This window comes from Pseudofrankia sp. EUN1h (assembly GCF_001854645.1).
Taxonomy (GTDB): domain Bacteria; phylum Actinomycetota; class Actinomycetes; order Frankiales; family Frankiaceae; genus Pseudofrankia; species Pseudofrankia saprophytica.
Genome location: NZ_MBLN01000075.1, coordinates 120,193 through 137,137, shown reverse-complemented (window position 1 = coordinate 137,137; position 16,945 = coordinate 120,193). Strand labels below are relative to the sequence as shown.

At 71.0% G+C, this 16,945-nt stretch carries 16 protein-coding genes and 2 pseudogenes; 12 read left to right on the top strand and 6 right to left on the bottom strand.

What is annotated here, in order from left to right; genetic code table 11:
- Positions 1-30 precede the first annotated feature (30 nt).
- The 3 genes and pseudogenes from BCD49_RS30070 to BCD49_RS30065 form a co-directional block, all read right to left on the bottom strand.
- Positions 31-1,008 (bottom strand): aldo/keto reductase, encoded by a 978-nt coding sequence (locus BCD49_RS30070; protein ID WP_071042163.1) that lies wholly within the window; start codon positions 1,006-1,008, stop codon positions 31-33.
- Positions 1,009-1,083: 75 nt separating this feature from the next.
- A pseudogene (locus tag BCD49_RS46545) lies at positions 1,084-1,188 on the bottom strand (SDR family oxidoreductase); the annotation flags it as partial.
- 34 nt (positions 1,189-1,222) lie between these two features.
- Complete coding sequence (locus BCD49_RS30065; RefSeq protein ID WP_007512559.1) at positions 1,223-2,260, bottom strand: alcohol dehydrogenase catalytic domain-containing protein; 1,038 nt, start codon at positions 2,258-2,260, stop codon at positions 1,223-1,225.
- Positions 2,261-2,494: 234 nt separating this feature from the next.
- Here BCD49_RS30065 and BCD49_RS30060 point away from each other — a divergent pair, with 234 nt between their 5' ends.
- On the top strand, positions 2,495-3,397 hold the full coding sequence (locus tag BCD49_RS30060) for a helix-turn-helix transcriptional regulator (protein ID WP_035924789.1): 903 nt from the start codon (positions 2,495-2,497) through the stop codon (positions 3,395-3,397).
- Between the two features lie 271 nt (positions 3,398-3,668).
- Here the strand turns inward: BCD49_RS30060 and BCD49_RS30055 are convergent, their stop codons facing one another.
- Positions 3,669-4,112, bottom strand: coding sequence for a VOC family protein (locus tag BCD49_RS30055; protein WP_035924786.1), 444 nt, complete (start codon positions 4,110-4,112; stop codon positions 3,669-3,671).
- A 352-nt stretch (positions 4,113-4,464) separates the two neighbouring features.
- On the opposite strand from BCD49_RS30055, the pseudogene BCD49_RS30050 reads away from it, so the two are divergent.
- A pseudogene (locus BCD49_RS30050) lies at positions 4,465-4,614 on the top strand (winged helix-turn-helix transcriptional regulator); the annotation flags it as partial.
- A gap of 42 nt (positions 4,615-4,656) precedes the next feature.
- Here BCD49_RS30050 and BCD49_RS30045 read toward each other — a convergent pair.
- The gene (locus tag BCD49_RS30045) at positions 4,657-5,241 is read right to left on the bottom strand and encodes a TetR/AcrR family transcriptional regulator (RefSeq protein WP_027140604.1); all 585 of its coding nucleotides are present in this window, start codon (positions 5,239-5,241) and stop codon (positions 4,657-4,659) included.
- 155 nt (positions 5,242-5,396) lie between these two features.
- Here BCD49_RS30045 and BCD49_RS30040 point away from each other — a divergent pair, with 155 nt between their 5' ends.
- The 9 genes from BCD49_RS30040 (at position 5,397) to BCD49_RS29995 (ending at position 13,944) form a co-directional block, all read left to right on the top strand.
- Positions 5,397-5,966 (top strand): TIGR03086 family metal-binding protein, encoded by a 570-nt coding sequence (locus tag BCD49_RS30040; RefSeq protein WP_027140603.1) that lies wholly within the window; start codon positions 5,397-5,399, stop codon positions 5,964-5,966.
- Between the two features lie 437 nt (positions 5,967-6,403).
- Complete coding sequence (locus BCD49_RS30030; protein ID WP_007512573.1) at positions 6,404-7,408, top strand: ABC transporter substrate-binding protein; 1,005 nt, start codon at positions 6,404-6,406, stop codon at positions 7,406-7,408.
- Between the two features lie 86 nt (positions 7,409-7,494).
- The gene (locus tag BCD49_RS30025; RefSeq protein ID WP_007512575.1) at positions 7,495-8,289 is read left to right on the top strand and encodes an ABC transporter permease; all 795 of its coding nucleotides are present in this window, start codon (positions 7,495-7,497) and stop codon (positions 8,287-8,289) included.
- Positions 8,286-9,104: an ABC transporter permease gene (locus BCD49_RS30020; RefSeq protein WP_007512577.1), complete on the top strand. Its 819-nt coding sequence runs from the start codon at positions 8,286-8,288 to the stop codon at positions 9,102-9,104. Before BCD49_RS30025 ends, BCD49_RS30020 begins: the two co-directional genes overlap by 4 nt.
- A gap of 3 nt (positions 9,105-9,107) precedes the next feature.
- Complete coding sequence (locus BCD49_RS30015; RefSeq protein WP_198939471.1) at positions 9,108-9,977, top strand: ABC transporter ATP-binding protein; 870 nt, start codon at positions 9,108-9,110, stop codon at positions 9,975-9,977.
- Complete coding sequence (locus BCD49_RS30010; protein ID WP_007512581.1) at positions 9,974-10,717, top strand: PIG-L deacetylase family protein; 744 nt, start codon at positions 9,974-9,976, stop codon at positions 10,715-10,717. Before BCD49_RS30015 ends, BCD49_RS30010 begins: the two co-directional genes overlap by 4 nt.
- Positions 10,714-11,430: a 4-carboxy-4-hydroxy-2-oxoadipate aldolase/oxaloacetate decarboxylase gene (locus tag BCD49_RS30005; protein ID WP_007512583.1), complete on the top strand. Its 717-nt coding sequence runs from the start codon at positions 10,714-10,716 to the stop codon at positions 11,428-11,430. Before BCD49_RS30010 ends, BCD49_RS30005 begins: the two co-directional genes overlap by 4 nt.
- A complete protein-coding gene (locus BCD49_RS30000; RefSeq protein ID WP_071042162.1) occupies positions 11,417-12,514 on the top strand; it encodes a 4-oxalomesaconate tautomerase in 1,098 nt (365 codons plus the stop codon). The genes BCD49_RS30005 and BCD49_RS30000 overlap by 14 nt, the downstream gene beginning before the upstream one ends.
- A 110-nt stretch (positions 12,515-12,624) precedes the next feature.
- A complete protein-coding gene (locus BCD49_RS29995) occupies positions 12,625-13,944 on the top strand; it encodes a gallate dioxygenase (protein ID WP_007512588.1) in 1,320 nt (439 codons plus the stop codon).
- A 36-nt stretch (positions 13,945-13,980) separates the two neighbouring features.
- On the opposite strand, the gene BCD49_RS29990 is transcribed toward BCD49_RS29995, so the two are convergent.
- The gene (locus BCD49_RS29990; protein ID WP_425343341.1) at positions 13,981-14,583 is read right to left on the bottom strand and encodes a GntR family transcriptional regulator; all 603 of its coding nucleotides are present in this window, start codon (positions 14,581-14,583) and stop codon (positions 13,981-13,983) included.
- A gap of 381 nt (positions 14,584-14,964) precedes the next feature.
- On the opposite strand from BCD49_RS29990, the gene BCD49_RS29985 reads away from it, so the two are divergent.
- On the top strand, positions 14,965-16,932 hold the full coding sequence (locus BCD49_RS29985; RefSeq protein ID WP_007512591.1) for a potassium transporter Kup: 1,968 nt from the start codon (positions 14,965-14,967) through the stop codon (positions 16,930-16,932).
- The last annotated feature ends 13 nt before the right edge of the window (positions 16,933-16,945 follow it).

Sequence of the window (16,945 nt, the reverse complement as noted above, 5' to 3'; positions counted from 1 at the left end):
ACTCGTCTAGGTGGTGCGGGAGCGGGCTGGTCAGCGTTCGAGCATGCGCAGGCCGGCTTCGGTGTGGGTGTCGCCGGCGGCCGGGGGGAGGCTGGAGAGCCTGGTCAGGATGTCGGCGGGTAGCTGAAGGCTGTCGGCGGCGGTGTTCTCCTCGACGCGGGTCACGCGCTTGGTGCCGGGGATGGGGGCGAGGTCGTCGCCCTGGGCGAGTAGCCAGGCGATCGCGACCTGCGCGGGCGTGGCGTCCACCTCGACGGCGATGGCCTGGACCTCGTCGGCGAGTGCCAGGTTGCGCTGGAGGTTCTCCCCGGTGAAGCGCGGGTTGCCGCGACGGAAGTCGCCTTCTTCGAAGTCGGCCTCGTTGCGGACCGTGCCGGTGAGGAATCCGTGTCCGAGCGGGGAGAACGGCACCAGGCCGATGCCCAGCTCTCGCAGGACGGGCAGGATGCGGTCCTCGATGCCGCKGGTCCACAGCGAGTACTCGGACTGCACGGCGGTGACGGGATGGACGGCGTGGGCGCGGCGGATGGTGTCCGGGCCGGCCTCGGACAGGCCGATGTGGCGAACCTTTCCCTCGGCGACGAGTTCCGCCAGGGTGCCGACCGTCTCCTCGATGGGGGTGTTCGGGTCGACGCGGTGCTGGTAATACAGGTCGATGTGGTCGGTGCCCAGCCGCTTCAGTGATCCTTCGAGTGCGGTGCGGATGTTGGCCGGGCTGGAGTCCAGCGTCCACACGCCAGCCCCCGAGTGGGAGACGAGGCCGAACTTGGTCGCCAGAACGACCTGGTCGCGGCGGCCATTCAGAGCCTGACCGAGGAGCTCCTCGTTGATGTAGGGGCCGTAGATCTCCGCGGTGTCGATGAGGGTGACGCCGAGGTCGATGGCCCGGTGCACGGTGCGGATGGACTCCGCGTCATCGGTTCCGGCACCCGTCAGACCGTGGGACATGCCCATCGCGCCCAGCCCGATCCGCGCGACCTCCAGGTCACCCAGCTTGATGTGCTTCATGATGGCGTGCTTCTCCTCATGGAAAGGACTTGGAGCGAACGGTGCGGCCGGCCGCGCGACGGGGATCCGCGGTCATTCCCCTATCTCCTCGGCGGCGCCGAACAGGCCGTAGCCGGCGTTGGAGACGATCACGTCGACGCGGCCGGCGGCGAACGCGGCGTCCACCGTCGTGCGCACGGCGGGGCTGTGGCGGCGGCGTTGGGCCTGCGGGCGGTCACGGGCGCACCATCACCTTCAGCCGGCTGCGCTCGTCCATGGCCCGGTAGGCGTCGGCGACCTCGTCCAGGGCGACCTCGGCGTCGAACACCCTGCCCGGGTCGATCCGACCGGCGAGCACATCCTCGATGGCGGGTTCGAGGTAGGCGCGCACCGGGGCGGGGCCGCCGGCCAGCTGGGCGTTCTTCCCGAACAGCGACCCGAACCCGACCGGGGCCTCCTCGTACTGCGGGACGCCGACGCGGGAGATGATCCCGCCGGGGCGCACGACGCCGTACGCCTGCTCGTAGGCGGGCATCAGGCCGACGGCCTCCAGCACGACGTGGGAGCCCTCGCCGCCGGTCAGGTCCATCACCGTGGCGATGCCCTCTTCGCCGCGTTCGGCGACGACGTCGGTGGCGCCCCACTCCTTGCCCAGGTCGGTGCGGGAGGCGTGGCGGCCCATCAGGATGATCCGCTCGGCGCCCATGCGCCGGGAGGCCAGCACCGCGGACAGGCCCACCGCGCCGTCGCCGATCACGGTGACGGTCTTGCCGGGCTCGACCCGGCCCATGTGGGCGGCGTGGTAGCCGGTGAGGTAGACATCGCTCAGCGCGAGCAGCGAGGGCAGGAGCGCGGCGTCGACGTCGGTGGGGATCGTCACCAGGGTGCCGTCGGCCTGGGGTACGCGGACGGCCTCGGCCTGCGCGCCCCCGACACCCCCGGCGCCGTACCAGCCGCCGTGCGGGCAGGCGGTCTGGAAGCCGTCCCGGCAGATCGGGCAGGTGTTGTCGGCGAACGCGAACGGGGAGACCACGAAGTCGCCACGCCGCAGGCCGCGCACCTCGGAGCCGGTCTCCTCCACCACGCCGAGGAACTCGTGCCCCATCGGCACGCCCTGATCGGTCTTGTCCATCGAGTGGTAGGGGTGCAGATCGGAGCCGCAGACGCAGGCCAGGGTGATCCGGACGATCGCATCCGTGGGCTCGACGATCTTGGGGCCGGGGACGTTCTCGATCCGCACGTCTCCAGGCCCGTACATGAAGGTGGCACGCATGGAAGATCTCGCCTTTCGTGGCTTGCGGTAGCTCTGTGAACCGGATGGTCCGGAAGCGAAGGCCGCGCTGGTGCGGCCGGGCGGGGGGGCTCGGTCAGCGAGGCGACACGCTCAACCCTGCCCGTTCACGGCTGTTCCAGGCAGGCCGAGGCGTGCCARGGGGTAGCCAGCCGGGGTGTGGCAGGGCCCCCCTGGACAGGCATGGCGCACAGCTGGCGGAGAGACACTGGCGTGATGGCACCCGAGCCGCACAGCGGCGGCGACGAGCTGGGACGCTTCCTGCGCGCCCGCCGCACCCAGACCAACCCCCAGTCCGTCGGCCTGACCCCTGGCCCTGGCGTGCGCCGCACCCCGGGCCTGCGCCGCGAGGAGCTGGCCACGCTCGCGGGCGTCAGCATCGACTACTACACCCGCCTGGAACGCGGCAGGGAAACCCGTCCCAGCCCGGCCGTGATCGACGCTCTGGCCCGCGCCCTGCAGCTGGACGACGCCGAGCACCAGCACCTGCGCGACCTCGCCGTGCACGCCGCCCGCTACGCGCCCCAGGCCGCCCAGGCACCCAGCCGCACCGTGCGCCCGCACCTGAACCTGGTGCTCGAAGCCCTGCGCCCGAACCCTGCCTACGTCGTCAGCCGCAGCATGGACGTCCTCGCCCACAACCCCGGCGGCCTCGCCCTGTACGCCGGGCTCGCCGACTGGCCGGCCACGCAGCGCAACCTGGCCCGCTACCTCTTCCTGCACCCCGCCGCCCGCGAGGTCTTCCCCGACTGGGACAACCAGATCCGCGGCTGCGTCGCTCGCCTGCGCGCCCTGGCGGGCACCGATCCCGACGCCCCCGACCTCGCCGTCCTCGTCGGAGAACTGCTCGTCAAGAGCCCCGCCTTCGCCGGCCTGTGGGAACGCTACGAAGTCGCCGGCCGCAAGAACCTCACCAAGACCTTCCAGCACCCCCAGGTCGGAAAGATCACCCTCGGTTTCCAGGGCATGGCCCTCGAAGGCACCCCCGGGCACCGCATGGGCGTCTACACGGCCGAGCCCGCGACCCCCGACCACGACGCCATGCTCCTGCTCGACATGACCGCCCCCCGTACCGAGCCGAGATCATCCGAACACAGGCAGCACCACGGCGATCGGTGACGTCGGCGTGCGGACGATGTAGAGCGAACTGTCGGGACCGAGGCCGATGCCGGGGGTGGTCAGGTTCGTCGGGGTAGCCCTGCCTCCCTCGCCTGCGCGGCCGGTCGAGCTGATGCCCCAGCCGCCGACGCCGGCGACGGTGGTGAGCCGGCCGGCGGGGTCGATGCGCTGGACGGTTCCACTGACGATGTTCGTGACGCAGAGACTGCCGTCCGGGGCGTCCTCGATGGTGTTCGGGCCGTCGGCGGCCCCGCGCCGGTGTCAGGTCAGGTCAGGCCGGGGCGTCGGCGTCCTGCATCGAGGCTGCGAACTCCTCGGGGCCCTTCAGCGCCGCCGCCGGATCCATCCACATGACCTGCCAGCCGTGGCCGTCGAGGTCGAAGAAGCTGCGCGAGCACATGAAGCCATAGTCCTCCAGGCCATCCGCCTCGACGGCGCCCGCGGCCAGCGCGGCATCGGCGACCGTGTTGACCTCCTCGCGGGACGACACGCCGAAGCTGTAGAGCGCCAGCGCATGCGTGGCGGGATCGGCCATAGGCAGCTTCGAGAACTCCGCGAACTTGCTGTGGCTGAGCAGCATGATGCTGGCCTGCTCGCCGACCAGCATGCAGGCGGCGGTCTCGTCGGTGAAGTTCGGGTTGAAGCTGAACCCGAGCTTCGCGAAGAACGCCTTGCTGCGCTGGAGGTCTGCTACGGGGATGTTCACGAACAGCATGCGGCCGGGGTGCGCGGGAGCGGTCACGTCGGGTCTCCAGGTCGATAGTGCGACGAGTACGTCCAGGTAGACCGGCCGGGCCGGCGGAACTCATCGGTGAAGCGCGCCGCGGCCGCGCGCCAGACCACCGGGTGGCCTCACCATCTCCATCGCGCCCCTGCATTCACCCGGTGACGTGACAGCTCAGCCGCCTGCATCGCTCATCTCCACGCGTCAGCAGTGCCGCCTGACCGATCCGCGCACACGGTCCCAACCAGCTCGACCGGTTGCGACAGTTCGTCGAGCTCGGCGAGTTTCTCGTCGGAGAGCGAGAGTCCCGTGCCGGCGACGTTCTCGCGCAGGTGCGCCGTCGACGCCGACCGTGCCTGTCACGGTCTCCTACGAGCTGACCGACCTCGGTCTCTCCCTGCATCGGATGACGCGCGGGCTCAAGACCTGGGCCGAGATGCACATGGACGATGTGTTCGCCAACCGTGCGACGTACGACACCCGCACCGCCTGAACCGGGGGGCGAAGGCGTAGCGGTTGATCCGCCTGACCGCGCTCAGCGGAGGACTGGGCCGGCGAGTAGACGGTCGACCAGGGCGTTGACGTAGCCGGGAGTGAGCGGCCCGGCGCCGAACAGCACGCGGATGTATATCGGGGCGAGGATGTGGTCGAGAATGTCGAAGCCCTCGGGTGGGTGTTCACCTCGGCCGCGGGCCCGGTCCAGCATGCCCTGAAGCTGGCGTCCGCGTTCAGCCAGAAACGCGTCCCGTGCGCGCATGCCGGCCTCGCCTGCCGACGACAGCGCGACGATCAGGCGTAGTACCGCGAGCCCGTCGGGGCCGGTGACGTCGTGGGCGACGTTGGCGGCGTAGGTCCGCAGGTCTCGTTCCAGGCTGCCGGTGTCGGGAATCGGGGATGTCGTGGTCAGCCAGGTGATCGCCACGTCGGTGAGCAGGGCTTCGAGGGTTCCCCAGCGGCGGTAGATGCTGCTGTCGGCCACCTTGGCGCGGGCGGCGACGTCGCCGACGGTGAAGTGTCCGTAGCCACGCTCAGTGATCAGCCTGGTGACCGCCTGGTGTACCGCGGCATGAACGCGGGCGCTGCGCCCGCCAGGCCGGCGGGCCGGCTGCTGTTCCGCCACACCACCCATCTTAACGCAGCCCGGACTTGCGTTTGCCGGGATTGCCGCCCTACGGTGGTCTTAACGCAGCCATCCACTGCCTTAGGAGCGAGTATGTGGCCCCCGATCCTTCCCGAAGACCCGACGTCTGGCGCGAGACCCACGAGGACTACGGCATGACCGGCGTGATCGACCAGATCGACCGTGCCCTCGACATGACCGCCGCCGTGGTCAAGGGCATCACCGACGACGGACTCGCCGTTCCCACGCCCTGCCCCGGATGGGACGTACGCACCGAGCTGAACCATCTCGTCGGTGGCATGCGCATCTTCGCCGCCGAACTCACCAGAACCGACGCGGGCGCCGATCACGAGACCGACTGGCTCGGCGGCGACCCTCACGCCGCCTTTGCCACGGCCGCCGACCTCGACCGTGCCGCCTGGCACCGCCCCCACGTGCTCGGAATGACGGTGCACCTCGGGTTCGGCGCCGTCCCTGGGCCGATGGCCGCCCTCATCCACCTCACCGAGGTCCTTGTCCATGGTGCCGACCTGGCGATCGCCACCAGCCAGGAGGCCCTCCTCGACGAGCACGCCTGCGCGAGCCTGCTCACGGTCATGGTCGGCATGGACTTCGACACCTTCCGCCGACCCGGCATGTTCGGCCCCGCGCTCTCCGCCCCGGCCGGCGCCCCCGCTCACCACCAGCTACTGGCCTTCCTCGGCCGTACCCTCCCGCCACACTGACCCACAGCTCGTCCGCCCACCCGGGCGCCACGAGAGCGCCGACCGCCGGGTACCACGGGCGCAGAACGCGGCGCAGAGAGAAGACCCATAGACGAACCGGCCCTGCTGCTTGGCTGCAGCATGGGCGCCCCCGAACGGGCCGCCGGCTTCGAGTACTTCCTCGGGCGGCGGGCCGGGACCACGGCGCAGACCGTCTGCGACACCCGGCTCCTCGCCTCCCACACCCGCTTCAGGTCAATGATGGACGGCCGGTCCACCCCCACCGGACTGCGCCACCGCTGGCCCGCCCCAGCATTGGCCGCGGTCCTGCCCGATCGGCCACGGACCCGACCCCGCCCCCAGGATGGCGAAAAGATCTACAACATTATTGTTGACAATCTGTCGGCCATTCCGTCAGGTTGTGGGAGCTGATTGATCGCGCGCCCAAGGGAGTGCCCATGCGTGTAAGAGCCCTCGGTCTCTGGATCGAACGGAGTCGGCGACCCGCGCTCGTGGCCACAGGCGCGGTAACCGCCCTCTTACTCTCCGCCTGTGGAGGTTCGTCCGGTTCCGACTCGCCCTCGTCGGACTCGACGCCCGGTACGACGACCGTCAACGTCGGAGTGATCCCGATCGTCGACGTGGCGCCGATCTACCTCGGCGTGCAACAGGGCTTCTTCAAGGCGGAGGGGCTGAACCTCAAGCTGGCGACCGCCCAGGGAGGCGCCGCGATCGTCCCCGGCGTCACCAGCGGCCAGTACCAGTTCGGCTTCAGCAACACGACGTCGCTGCTGCTCGCCGCCTCGAAGGGGCTGCCGGTCAAGGCGCTGACCGCGGGCGTCGCCACCACGGGCAGCGAGGGCAAGGACTTCGGCGCCGTCGTCGTGCCCGCGGACAGCCCGATCCACAGCGCCGCCGACCTCGCCGGCAAGCGGGTGGCCGTCAACACGCTCAACAACATCAACACGACCACCGTGAACGCGGCGGTCCGTGCCGGCGGCGGCGACCCCTCCGGCATCGACTACGTCGAGCTGGCCTTCCCGGAGATCACGCCGGCGGTGGCGAAGGGCGACGTGGACGCGGGGCAGCTGGTCGAGCCGTTCCTCACCATCGCGAAGAACCAGGGCATGCGTGAGGTCACCTCGAACTACGCGGCGACGAACCCGAGCCTGACCATCGCTATGTACTTCACCTCGGCGAACTACGCCAAGAGCCACCCGGACGTGGTGCGCCGGTTCACCACGGCGATGAACAAGTCGCTGGCGTACGCGGACGGCAACCCCGACGCCGTCCGTACGGTCCTGACCTCGTACCTCAAGATCGACCCCGCCGTCCAGAAGGCGATCACGCTGCCCAAGTGGCCCACCGCGATCTCCACGGACTCCGTCGGCAAGCTGGCCGACCTGGCCGTCCAGGACAAACTGATCACGCAGAAGCCGGACCTGTCCGCGCTCCTGCCCTGACCCGCGCCGTCATGTCGTCGCGACAGCGCTCGGTCGCCCGGGATCCCGTGACACCGGCCGCCTCGACGGGTCCGCTCGATCCGGCCATGCCGGATCGAGCGGGTCGATCCCTGCCTTTCGCGGACGTGGGTCTGGGCCTGCTCGGCCTGCTTGTGATCGTCGCCGTCCTGGAGATCCTGCCCCGCAGCGGCCTGGTGGACCGCGACTACCTGCCGCCGTTCACCTCGATGGCCGCCGCCCTTGGCGGTCTCGTGCAGGAGCGGGACTTCTGGGTCGCCGTCGGCGAGACCATCCGCGGCTGGGCCGCCGGGCTGGCGCTGGCCATGCTGATCGGCGTGGCCGGCGGGCTGGTGATCGGCAGTGTGCCGCTCCTGCGCCAGCTCACGGCGTCGACGATCGAGTTCCTGCGCCCGATCCCGTCGGTCGCGCTCATCCCCCTGGTCGTGTTGCTCTATGGCAGCCAACCGCGCTCCGCGCTCGTCCTCGTCGTCTACGCCGCGACGTGGCAGGTGCTCGTCCAGGTCCTCTACGGCGTGGCCGACATCGACCCGGTGGCGCGGGACACCGCCCGCTCCTACCGGTTCTCCCGGCTCTCGGTCGCCCGATCGGTGGTCTGGCCGACCACCCTTCCCTACGTGCTCACCGGTTTCAGGCTGGCCGCCGCCGTCGCGCTGATCCTGGAGGTCACCGCGGAGCTCGTCATCGGCGTCCCCGGGCTCGGGCAGTCCATCGGGGTCGCGCAGTCCTCCGGCGCGGTCGCCGACACGTACGCGCTCGTCATCGTCGTCGGCCTCCTCGGCGTCCTGGTGAACCTCGCGGCCAGGGCCGTCGAGCGCCCGGCACTGAGCTGGCACCCCTCCGTCTGGCGGGAGGCCGCATGAAAATCGCCCAGCGCGGTGTCGGCGTCCCGCGGGGCGTGCGCACCGCGGCGCTGCGGCTGGTGACGGGGCTGGCGCTGCCCGCGGTCCTCGTCGCCGTCTGGTGGATCGTGACGGCCGGCAGCACGAGCTTCTACTGGCCGCCGCTGTCGACGATCCTCCGGACGTTTCCGGACACGTGGTTCGGCGACCGGATCACCACCGACGTGCTGCCGAGCCTCGGTCGGCTCACGGCCGGGTACCTGCTCGCCGTGGTGATCGGCGTCGCCGTGGCCATCCCGATCGGCCTGTCCCGCGTCCTGCGGGCGCTGACCGAGCCGGCGCTGGAGTTCTTCCGGGCCATCCCGCCGCCGGTCCTCGTGCCGGTGATCGCGCTGTTCGCCGGCTACACCGGATCAGCCTCGAAGATCCTGACCATCGCGTTGGGCTGTGTCTGGCCGATCCTGCTCAACACGGTCGAGGGTGTGCGCGCGGTGGACGAGGTCCTGCTGGACACCGCCCGCAGTTATCACCTGCGCCGGCGCACCACCCTGCTGCACGTGGTGCTGCGTGGGTCCAGCCCGCGGACGTTCGCAGGGGCACGCCAGGGGCTGTCGATCGCGGTGATCCTCATGGTGGTCAGCGAGCTGTTCGGCGCCAACCACGGGCTGGGAGCCAGCGTCGTGCAGTTCCAACGCGGGTTCGCGATCCCGCAGATGTGGACGGGGATCATCGTCCTCGGCCTGGTCGGGGTCGCGCTGTCCGCCATCTTCCAGATCGTCGAGCACTTCGCCCTCGCCTGGTACCGGGGCCTGCGCGACGCCGACCGAGGAGCCTGACAGATGAATGGCATCGAGGCGGCGAAGCCCGCCCCGCCGGCCGAGACCGGCCCGGACGACGACGGGCCCCCCGGGCTGACGCCCGACACCGCGGTCGCCCTGGACGTCCGTGCTCTGGGCAAGGTCTACTCCGGTCACGGGCGCCCGGTCGAGGCGATCCGCGACCTGACGTTCACCGTCGGCCGTGGCGAGTTCGTCTGCGTGGTCGGCCCGTCCGGGGCAGGCAAGACGACCCTGCTGCGCTGCGTCGCCGGGCTTCTCGACCCGTCGCGCGGCGAGATCCTGCTCGGCGGCGTCCGGGTGACGGCCCCGCCTCGCGACATGGCCGTCGTGTTCCAGGAGTACGGGCGAAGCCTCTTTCCCTGGATGACCGTCCGGCGCAACATCGAGCGGCCCCTGATCGAGAAGGGCATCCGGCGCGCCGAACGACGCGCCGTCGTGGACGAGGCGCTCGCGGCCGTCGGTCTCACCGACAGCGGCGACGCGCATCCCTGGCAGCTCTCCGGCGGCATGCAGCAGCGGGTGRCCATCGCCCGGGCCGTCGCCTACCGCCCGAGCGTCCTGCTGATGGAYGAACCGTTCGCGGCGGTGGACGCGCAGACCCGCGCCGAGCTGGAGGACCTCGTCCGGGCGCTGTGGAACCGGCTCGGGGTGACCGTGCTGTTCATCACGCACGACATCGACGAGGCCGTCTACCTCGGCGAGCGTGTGCTCGTGCTGTCCRACCGCCCCACCACGGTGCTGGCCGACCTCCGCGTCGACCTGCCGGCCGAGCGGGACCAGCTCCTGACCCGTTCGGCCGCGAGGTTCGGGGAGTTGCGCGGCCAGGTCTACGCACTCGTCCAGCAAGCGAAGAAGGGACATCGCCCGTGACCTACCCGGCTTCCGGCAACGGCTCGCTGCTCGTCGTCAGCGCGCATGCCGGCGACTTCGTGTGGCGGGCCGGCGGGGCGATCGCCTCGGCGGCCGCGCGTGGCGATCGCGTGACGGTGGTCTGCCTGAGCTACGGCGAGCGGGGTGAGTCAGCCCGCGCCTGGCGCGAGGGCCTGCGCCTGGACGAGATCAAGGCGTTGCGTCGGACCGAGGCGCAGCAGGCCGCCACCGCGCTTGGGGCCGACGTCCGTTTCCTGGACGCCGGGGACTACCCGTTGCCGGAGTCCCCGGAGCTGGTCGACCGCCTGGTCGGGATCTACCGGGAGGTGACACCGACGATCGTGCTGACACACACGTTTTCCGACCCGTACAACAACGACCACGCGGTGGCCGCGCGGATCGCGACGCAGGCGCGGATCCTCGCCCAGGCGGCCGGCTACGACGCTCCCGGCGCTCCGCTGGGCGCACCACCGGTGTTCCTGTTCGAACCCCACCAGCCGGAGATGTGCGGGTTCAGCCCCGAGGTGCTGCTGGACATCACGCCGGTGTTCGAACGCAAACGCGCCGCGATGGAGGAGCTGAAGGCCCAGCAGCACATGTGGGACTACTACACGGACCTCGCCAGGCGGCGCGGCGTCCAGCTGCGGCGCAACGCCGGGCCGAACCTCGGCCTCTCCCATGGCACGATGGCCGAGGCGTTCATGCGGGTCTACCCGCAGGTGACGGAGGTCCTCTCATGAGGACGATCGTCGTCACGGACCCGCCGCGGGCCGACGCCGAGGTCGCCACAGCCCTCGGCGCGCACGGCGTCGCCACGGTCCACGAGGCCCTCGGGCGCATCGGGTACCTCGGCCCGGCGTTCCGCCCGGCCTGGCCCGGCGCGCGGATCGGCGGGACCGCGGTGACCGCCCTGTGCTGGCCCGGCGACAACCTCATGATCCACGTGGCCGTCGAGCAGTGCGGGCCCGGGGACATCCTTGTCGTGGCGACGAACTCGACGTCCGACGACGGCCTGTTCGGGGAGCTTTTCGCGACGGCGCTGCGCCACCGCGGCGCCCTGGGCGTCGTCGTGGCGGGCGGCGTCCGGGACGTCGCCGACCTGCGCGACGCGCGGTTCCCGGCCTGGTCCCGCGCGGTCAGCGCGCAGGGCACGGTCAAGGCCACCCCCGGTGCCGTCAACGTCCCGGTCGTGCTCGGTGGCCAGAGCATCCACCCGGGTGACGTGATCGTCTGCGACGACGACGGCGTGGTGCGGGTGCCGCGCGCGGCGGCGCCGGCCGCCCTCGCCGCGGCCCGCGCCCGGGCGGAGAAGGAAGAGGCGACCCGCGCGGCGTTCCTCGGCGGTGAGCTGGGCCTGGACCGGTACGGGCTGCGGGACCGGTTGGCACAGCTCGGCATCGAGTACGTCTCGCACGCCGACTACCAGCGGGAACGCCCCGATGACCAGTCATGACGACATCGGCGTCCGCGCCATGATGATGCGCGGTGGCACCTCACGTGGCCTGTACTTCCTGGCCTCCGACCTGCCGGCCAACCCCGCGGAGCGCGACGACCTGCTGCTGCGGCTGATGGGTACGCCCGACCCGCTCCAGATCGACGGGCTCGGCGGCGCGACCTCGCTGACGAGCAAGGTCGCCGTCGTGTCGCCGGCGGCCGACGGCCAGGCGGACGTCGACTACCTGTTCCTGCAGCTGGGCGTCGACGAGGYGACGGTCAGCGACCGGCAGAACTGCGGCAACATCCTCGCCGGCGTCGGTCCGTTCGCACTCGAACGCGGCCTCGTCCGAGGCGGCGCGCAGACGGCCGACGGCCTGGCGACGGTGCGCATCCGGATGGTGAACACGAACAGCATGGCGGTCGCCCGCTTCCCCGGCCCCGGTGGGCGGCCCGACTACCGCGGCGACACCGCCATCGCGGGCGTGCCCGGGACGGCGGCGGCGGTCTCCCTCGCGTTCACCGGCACGGAGGGTTCGACGACCGGCCGCCTGCTGCCCACCGGCCGGGTCCGCGACGTCGTCGACGGCGTACAGGTGACGTGCGTCGACAACGGGATGCCCGTCGTGCTGGCCGAGGCCGCCTCGCTGGGACTCGACGGGAGCGAGCCGCCGGATCTCCTGCGCTCCGACGCCACCCTGCGCGAGCGGATCGACGCCCTGCGCCGCGCGGCGGCCGACGCGATGGGACTCGGCGACGTCCGCGGGGCCCCTGTCCCCAAGACCGTGCTCGTCAGCCCGCCCCGGGACGGCGGCCACGTCGCCACCCGCAGCTTCATCCCGGTGCAGCCGCACACGACGATCGGCGTGCTCGCCGCGATCAGCGCGGTGACCGGAATGCTGATACCGGACGCCGTCGGGCACGGCCTCGCGGCCCGGCGGCCGGCCGGCGCGCGCTTCGTCGACGTCGAGCACCCCACCGGTCACCTGCTCGTCGACGTCGAGGTCGACACCACCAGCCAACCGGTGCGGGTCCGCCGCTCGGGCGTCGTGCGCACCGCGCGCAAGCTCTTCGACGGCGTGGCCTTCCCACGCGACCACTGACGACCGACGACTGAGTACTGACGACTCACGACTCACGGCTCCGGCCCGCGCCCGGCGGCCGCTGCGGCCGCGCCAGCCACCACGGGCCGAACGAACGACTGGAGGAGCGGATGGCTCGGATCATCGGCGGCGTCGCGGTCTCGCACACACCGACCATCGGCTTCGCCTACGACGCGGACAAGCAGGACGACCCCGCCTGGGCGCCGATCTTCACCGCGTTCGAGCCGGTGCGCGACTGGTTCAGCCAGCAGCGACCCGACGCGATCGTCTACGTCTTCAACGATCACGTCACGTCGTTCTTCTTCGACCACTACTCCGCGTTCACGCTGGGGATCGGCGACAGCTACCCCGTGGCGGACGAGGGCGGCGGCCCGCGGGCGCTCCCGGCGGTGCCCGGGAACCCGCGCCTGGCCCAGCACATCGCGACGAGCCTCGTCACCGACGAGTTCGACATGTCGTTCTTCCAGGACAGACCGCTCGACCACGGCTTCTTCTCCCCGATGTCGGTCCTGCTCGAACACGCGGACGGCACCTGGCCGACGACCGTCGTCCCGCTCCAGGTCGGCGTGCTGCAGTTCCCCATCCCGTCCGCCGCCCGGTGCTTCAAGCTGGGCCAGGCACTGCGGCGCGCCGTCGAAAGCTACCCCGAGGACATCAGCGTGGCCGTCGTCGCGACCGGTGGGCTCTCGCATCAGGTGCACGGCGAGCGCGCGGGTTTCAACAACACCGACTGGGATCGAACGTTCCTCGACACGATCACTCGCGATCCCGCCACCCTCGCCGCGATGACCCATGCCGAATACGCGGAGCTCGGCGGCCTGGAAGGCTCCGAGGTCATCATGTGGCTGATCATGCGGGGGGCGCTCTCGGAGAACGTCCGTCAGGTGAGCAGCTCCTTCTATCTGCCATCGATGACCGACATCGGCACGCTCGTCCTGGAGAACGAGACGGCGGACCTTCCGGTGGCGGCACAGGACCGCCACCGCCACCGCGAGCGCATGGCGCAGCAGCTCAGGGGCATCGACCGGCTTCCGGGCACCTACCCGTTCGACCTGGCCCGCAGCCTCAAGGCCTACCGGCTCAACAAGTACCTGCACGCGATGATCGACCCGGCGCACCGGGCCCGCTTCCTGGCCGACCCCGAGGCGTCGTTCGACGAGGCGGGCCTCACCGACACTGAAAGGGATCTCGTTCGCCGGCGGGACTGGCGAGCCATGATCCACTACGGCGTCATCTTCTTCGTGCTGGAGAAGCTGGGGGCCGTGGTCGGCACCTCGAACCTGCACATCTACGCCGCGATGCGCGGCGAATCGCTGGACGACTTCCTGGCCACCCGGAACACGAAGGTGCTCTACTCGGTCTCCGGAAGTCAGGCCACGAAGAGCGACCCCTGGAAGACGTCACCAGAAGGCGACGCGCCGGCAACCTAGATCCCATCCGCGCCGCGCCGAAGGGCCGTCAGGCGGTCAGGCGGTCTCGGTCTGCCGCAGGGCCTCGATCACGCTCGCGATGTGGGCCCGCGCGGCGGCCTCGGCCTTGGCAGGGTCACGCTCGGCGATGCCCGCGATGATGGCCAGGTGCTCCGCGAGGGACACCTGCGGGCGGCCGGGCCGCAGGGACAGGCGGAACTGGTATCGGACGAGCTGCGCGTTGAGGCGGTCGAGCACCTGGTTGGCCACCGGCTGGGCGGCGATGTCGCGGACCCGGCGGTGCAGCTCCCGGTTGAGGTCGGAGTACTTGATCGGTTCTCCGTCGGCGACGGCCGCGCTCAGCTGCTCACCGAGCGCGGCCAGTGACGCGATCTCGTCGTCGGTGGCGGCCCGCGCGGCCCGGCCGGCGCACAGGCCCTCCAGGACCATCCGGCACTCGGTGATGGCGACCGCCTCGTCCACCGAGACCACCCGCACCCGGGCACCCCGGTTCGGAATCCGCTCGACCAGGCCCTCGGCCGTCAGGTCGATGAGAGCCGCGCGCACACTCGCCCGGGTGACGCCGTACATCTCCGCGAGGTCACCCTCGACCAGCCGCTGACCGGGCGCGAGGTCGCCGCGCGCGAGCGAGTCCCGCAGGGCGTCCGCGGCGACCCGGGCACCGGCGGCACCTTCCCGCGGCGGGCCGTCCACAAGCACCTCCTTCGTTGCGACGGGCGGAGCACGGGAAGCTCAGGCGCCATCACACAACGATTGTCAACAATATCGCACACATTTTCGGCCGTCGAAGCATCGGAGTGGGTGGTGTCACAGGCACCCGTGATCACAGGCCGGTCGCCGCAGGCCCGGCGCAGAGCCGGCGCAGGCCGAGCCCTGATCAGCGGACGTCACACGGGATACCTGTCGGGTGGGACTGAGCGGTCGGGGACGCCGAACCTGGAGGCACCCGCGCGGCGGCGGTACCGTCTGGGCGCGGATGCCGGGCTTCCAGCGCGCCGCCAGTACTCAGGAAGGACGGCCGTGACGGATCGCCGGCAGTTGACGGCGTCGGGTCCCGGGTCGGCGTCGCCGGCAGGCACCCACGGTCCACAGGGGCGCGAGGTGGCGCGGCTCGCGCTGGTCGTGGGCGCCCTCGGCGTGGTGTTCGGCGACATCGGGACCAGCCCGATCTACACCCTTCAGACGGTGTTCAACCCGAGCGACCCACATCCCGTCCCGGTCAGCAGGGACAACGTGTTCGGCGTGGTGTCGCTGGTGTTCTGGTCCGTGACGATCATCGTCACGGTCACCTATGTGCTGCTGGCCATGCGCGCCGACAACGACGGCGAGGGCGGCATCATGGCCCTGATAACCCTGCTGCGGCGGCCGGGAACAGGGCGGGGTGGCCGGACCGCCGCGATACTGGCCGGGCTGGGCATCTTCGGGGCGGCGCTGTTCTTCGGCGACAGCATGATCACTCCGGCGATCTCCGTGCTGTCCGCGGTCGAGGGCATCAAGATCGTGCAGCCGTCGCTGGAGGAGGCGGTGGTGCCGGCCACCGCGGTGATCATCGTGATGTTGTTCCTCGTGCAGCGATTCGGCACCGCCGCCGTCGGCCGGATGTTCGGACCCGTGATGATCGTGTGGTTCGTGACCATCGGCGCGCTGGGAGTGGTCGGCATCTCCGGCCACCCGGCCATCCTCGAGGCGTTGTCACCCACCTACGCGGTGGGCTTCCTGACCGACCACTTCGGCATCGCCTTCTTCTCCCTCGCCGCGGTCGTGCTCGCGGTCACCGGAGCCGAAGCGCTGTACGCCGACATGGGGCACTTCGGCCGGCCGGCGATCAGCCGGGCCTGGCTGCTCCTGGTGTTTCCCGCCTGCGTGCTCAGCTACCTCGGCCAGGGCGCGCTGATCCTCGGCGACCCGGACAAGATCAGCGGCCCCTTCTTCCTGCTCGCCCCCGGCTGGGCACGGCTGCCACTCGTCCTCCTGGCCACCGCGGCGACCGTGATCGCCGCCCAGGCGGTGATCACCGGGGCGTACTCGGTCGCGGCCCAGGCCGCCGAGCTCGGCTACCTGCCCCGGCTGCGGGTCGTCCACACCTCGGAGTCGACCTACGGGCAGATCTACGTGCCGTGGATCAACTGGATGCTAATGGTGGCCGTGCTCACGCTGGTCTTCGCCTTCCGCAGCTCGGCGGCGCTGGCCTTCGCGTTCGGCATGGCGGTCACCGGGACGATCACCATCACCACCCTGATGTTCTTCTACATCGCCCGGTGGACGTGGCACCCGCCGCGGTGGCTGCTCTTCTCGGGCGCGGGCGTGCTGCTGCTGGTCGACCTGCTGTTCGTCGCGGCCAACCTGACCAAGCTCGTCCACGGCGCGTGGCTGCCACTGCTCATCGCGCTGACGGCGTTCACGGTGATGACCACCTGGCAACGCGGCCGCCGGATCGTCACCGCGCAGCGGGAACAGCACGAGGGGTCGCTGCGCGCGTTCGTCGACGACCTGCGCACCGGCGCCCTGCCCGCGATGCGGGTGGCGGGCACGGCCGTGTTCCTCAACCGCGGGAAGCGCACCGCGCCGCTGGCGCTGCGGGCCAACGTCGAGCACAACCACGTCCGCCACGACCATGTCGTGATCCTGTCGGTCGAGACCCTGCCCGTGCCACGCGTGCCGGCGAGCGACCGGACAGCCGTGGACGAACTCGGCTACACCGACGACGGCATCACCCACGTCACCGCCCGGTACGGCTACATGGAGACACCGGACGTGCTCGGCGCGCTGCGGATGCTCGACCCGGTAGCCACCGAGGGCGAGCTGGACCTGGCCGGGGCGTCCTTCTTCCTGTCCAAGATCGAGCTGAGACCCGGTGACGCACCGACCATGGCACGCTGGCGCAAGCGGCTGTTCATCGCCACGTCCCACCTGACGGCCGACGCGGCGGAACACTTCGGACTCCCCCGCGACCGCACCGTCGTCATGGGCTCACATATCGAGCTGTAGCGCTCGCGGCGAG

Bases quoted from the DNA above. Each gene is read 5' to 3' on its own strand.
- BCD49_RS30030 (WP_007512573.1), top strand. From the start codon at position 6,404: ATGCGTGTAAGAGCCCTCGGTCTCTGGATCGAACGGAGTCGGCGACCC.
- BCD49_RS30005 (WP_007512583.1), top strand. From the start codon at position 10,714: ATGAGGACGATCGTCGTCACGGACCCGCCGCGGGCCGACGCCGAGGTC.
- BCD49_RS29995 (WP_007512588.1), top strand. From the start codon at position 12,625: ATGGCTCGGATCATCGGCGGCGTCGCGGTCTCGCACACACCGACCATC.
- BCD49_RS30040 (WP_027140603.1), top strand. From the start codon at position 5,397: ATGACCGGCGTGATCGACCAGATCGACCGTGCCCTCGACATGACCGCC.
- BCD49_RS30020 (WP_007512577.1), top strand. From the start codon at position 8,286: ATGAAAATCGCCCAGCGCGGTGTCGGCGTCCCGCGGGGCGTGCGCACC.
- BCD49_RS30025 (WP_007512575.1), top strand. From the start codon at position 7,495: ATGCCGGATCGAGCGGGTCGATCCCTGCCTTTCGCGGACGTGGGTCTG.
- BCD49_RS30055 (WP_035924786.1), bottom strand. From the start codon at position 4,112: ATGCTGTTCGTGAACATCCCCGTAGCAGACCTCCAGCGCAGCAAGGCG.
- BCD49_RS30065 (WP_007512559.1), bottom strand. From the start codon at position 2,260: ATGCGTGCCACCTTCATGTACGGGCCTGGAGACGTGCGGATCGAGAAC.
- BCD49_RS30060 (WP_035924789.1), top strand. From the start codon at position 2,495: ATGGCACCCGAGCCGCACAGCGGCGGCGACGAGCTGGGACGCTTCCTG.